Origin of the sequence: Geobacillus sp. LYN3 (genome assembly GCF_003064505.1) — a bacterium.
Taxonomy (GTDB): Bacteria; Bacillota; Bacilli; order Bacillales; family Anoxybacillaceae; genus Parageobacillus_B; species Parageobacillus_B toebii.
Genome location: NZ_QCWL01000032.1, coordinates 1 through 2845 on the forward strand (window position 1 = coordinate 1; position 2845 = coordinate 2845).

Here is a 2845-nt window from a genome sequence, read left to right on the forward strand (position 1 = left end):
AGCGCTGCGTTTCTTACGTGAAGTACATGTTCCCTTTGATAACAACCAAGCCGAACGCGATCTTCGCATGGTTAAAGTCAAAGAGAACATTTCGGGTACGTTTCGCGAAGAAACATTCGCCCAGTCTTTTTGTATCACAAGAAGCATCGTTTCCACACTGACGAAACACGAAAAAAACGTGTGGGATTCGTTATGTCTTCTGTTGGCAGGCGAAACGATCGATCGAGTTCTTTCCGCTACCTAGGGCATTTTCTATGACCGAAATGCCCTATTTGTGCTGGGCTTTTTTATACACTAGCACTGGGGTGAATAGTTACGATTTTTATCATTTAAGCTGAGACTCTGTTAAATAATGTTGTTAATTTTCTTGTTCGACTAACAGACAGTAATGTTCAAAAAAGGATTTTTTCTACCACTTGCATAATATATAAAAGTAGTTTGTTAATCTAACGACTCGGTAGGGGGAGTATTATGGACATAAAAATACATAGTGATTTTTCTAATGTAAATCTTGATGAAATGAGAGAAGTTTATTGTTCTGTCGGTTGGACAAAGCATACAAACGAGATTATTAAGCAGGTTTTTGAAGCAAGTAATGTTATAGCATTGGCTACTGTAAATGGTCGAATTATTGGATTTGGAAGAGCGATTTCAGATGGTGTTTTTAATGCTGCAATCTATGATGTTGTGGTCCATCGAGATTTTCAAAAGCAAGGGATAGCTAAAAAAATTATGGAGTTTTTATTGGATAAACTAAGTAGTGTTTCTTGTGTGCATTTAATCTCAACAACTGGAAATGAAGAGTTTTATCGGAAACTTGGATTAAAAAGGGTTAAAACAGGAATGGCAAGGTATTTAAATCCTGAGCTAAGTAACGAGTATTTAGAGTAAGAACTGTAGATGAGCAATTTTCATAACAATAATTATGTAAAAAGAAACAAACAGGGTACCCCTTATGCCACGTGGAGCTGTTTTTTCACGGTATCAATGGGAATATTTTGTTTTGCTGCACGATAAATGAACTCCATGAGGCTATGCCCTTTTCTTTTGCGCAGGAGATCGAGCCCATCCGAAAAATCACTGTTAGACTCGAACATGCTGTACACATACGCAAGTTGCACCAAGATCCAATACCGTTTCACCGCCCGACGCCCGCGAACGCGGTATCCATCGAGTTTCAGCTGGTCTTTCGCTTGACGGAAAAAACATTCGATCGACCAACGCTCGGCATAGTAGCACAAGATGTCTTCGTCGCTTAGCTCGCGATCGGTGCTCAAGACGCAATGGAGATGTTTCGGTGTCATCGGCTGATCGGCTTTCCAAGCGAGCAGCACCACGGCATCCTTGAGACCGTTCAGAGCACCTTCGTAGCGATACACCCGATAACGCTCTTTTCCCACCGTGACGAGGCGGGTATCCCGTGGCTCCATAGATTTGGCAAATTCCTTTGCTTGAATGGCCGTCCCTTTTGGATAGAGAATCCGATTCGTCTTCAGCATCGCGATGACGTGGAACCCTTTTTTCAAGCAGGCTCCCACGAGGGTTTTCGATGGATACCAAGAGTCCATGAGCACATAAACGGGGCGACTCACATCCAACGAAGAAAGCATCTCGATCGCGAGTTCCCCTTTGCTTTTCCCCGCCGTCTTGTCGTAGAGGCGAAAGGCAAAAGGAAACGCTTGAGTCATCGTATGAACCATGAGCCAAACGAGAGAATGTCCCCAAATCGATTTTTTCTCTGCGTGACAATAGTGCCAATCACACCCTTGAATGGCGTGTGTTGCCCGTGACGAGGGCTTCGTTTTTTGGCAAATCGTATCATCGATCGAAACAAAAATGGGTTGATTCTCTCGTTTCGAGCTGCGTTCGACACGATGAAGCACCCACTGCTGGAGTTTGCGAAGCAGCGTCTCTTCCTCCCATGGGCTTTTCGTGAAAAAATGGCTCAGTGTCGTGCGATGGTTCGGATGAAAACTCCCATGATGTAGATCGGTCCGCGTTCCCGAAAAGCCCTTTGTAATCATCGCATCCACGATATGAACGAGATGCTTCATCACAGGTTTCGAGAAATAAAGGGCCAACCCCAACATCGTGAAAAACTTGTGAATTCCTTGATGATGTGCTAATCTATTCATGAGACATGAACCTCCTTGTGAATGGTTTGGTAGCACATCTATTCTAACCAAGGAATCGGGTTCATGTCTCCTTTTTTGTTTCGATGTAAATTTATGTTAGTGATTTTGCTCATCTACAGTTATTTTAGTTTCTATCATACTAGTTTTTATGGCATTTAGATTTTTTAGCAAGTCCAAGAAAGAAGGAAAATATTAAATGCACTTACATTGTAATCAAAATGTATTTGCAAACAATTAAAAATATTGTATAATATGGTTGAAATTACAATAAAAGAGGGGAGAGGAAAAAATGAGGTTCATCACCACAACATGTACTTGACAGACGGTACACTTCTCTGAACAAGTGTATGCAAAAAATCATTTGTTTCCTGTTCTTTCTTGGATGCATAAGTAAGGTATGTTATGAAAAAATCAAGTACAACTTTTGGTGAAGAGCCATAAATTTTGATTCATGATACATACCTCCCAACAATAATCTATCAAAATTTTACACTATATTACAAGTTATGTCACCTTTTTTGAGAAAAATAGGTATTTTCCGCAATTAAATTTGCGGAAAATACGGATGTTTTTCCTCGCTTATTCTGATACAATCAAGTGGTGAAGTCGACCGGCTTAATACAAATATAGGGAGATGTTAATAACCCGTGGTGCTAGTTGAGCGTCAGCGCTCAACCAGCCCTAGTGTGACCAAGGAATAAGCCAACAAG

At 41.1% G+C, this 2845-nt stretch carries 3 protein-coding genes; 2 read left to right on the forward strand and 1 reads right to left on the reverse strand.

Annotation, left to right across the window (positions count from 1 at the left end; translation table 11 throughout):
* Positions 1 to 244: IS66 family transposase (locus DCC82_RS16750; RefSeq protein WP_146177917.1), on the forward strand; the 244-nt coding region annotated here is incomplete at its 5' end.
* A gap of 227 nt (positions 245 to 471) precedes the next feature.
* Complete coding sequence (locus DCC82_RS16755) at positions 472 to 891, forward strand: GNAT family N-acetyltransferase (protein ID WP_108430521.1); 420 nt, start codon at positions 472 to 474, stop codon at positions 889 to 891.
* 62 nt (positions 892 to 953) lie between these two features.
* Here DCC82_RS16755 and DCC82_RS16760 read toward each other — a convergent pair whose 3' ends face one another.
* The gene (locus tag DCC82_RS16760; RefSeq protein ID WP_108430522.1) at positions 954 to 2135 is read right to left on the reverse strand and encodes an IS701 family transposase; all 1182 of its coding nucleotides are present in this window, start codon (positions 2133 to 2135) and stop codon (positions 954 to 956) included.
* Between the last annotated feature and the right edge of the window lie 710 nt (positions 2136 to 2845).

What these genes read in the sequence shown, in the direction of transcription:
- DCC82_RS16755 (WP_108430521.1), top strand. Translation starts at nt 472, where the DNA reads ATGGACATAAAAATACATAGTGATTTTTCTAATGTAAATCTTGATGAA.
- DCC82_RS16760 (WP_108430522.1), bottom strand. Translation starts at nt 2,135, where the DNA reads ATGAATAGATTAGCACATCATCAAGGAATTCACAAGTTTTTCACGATG.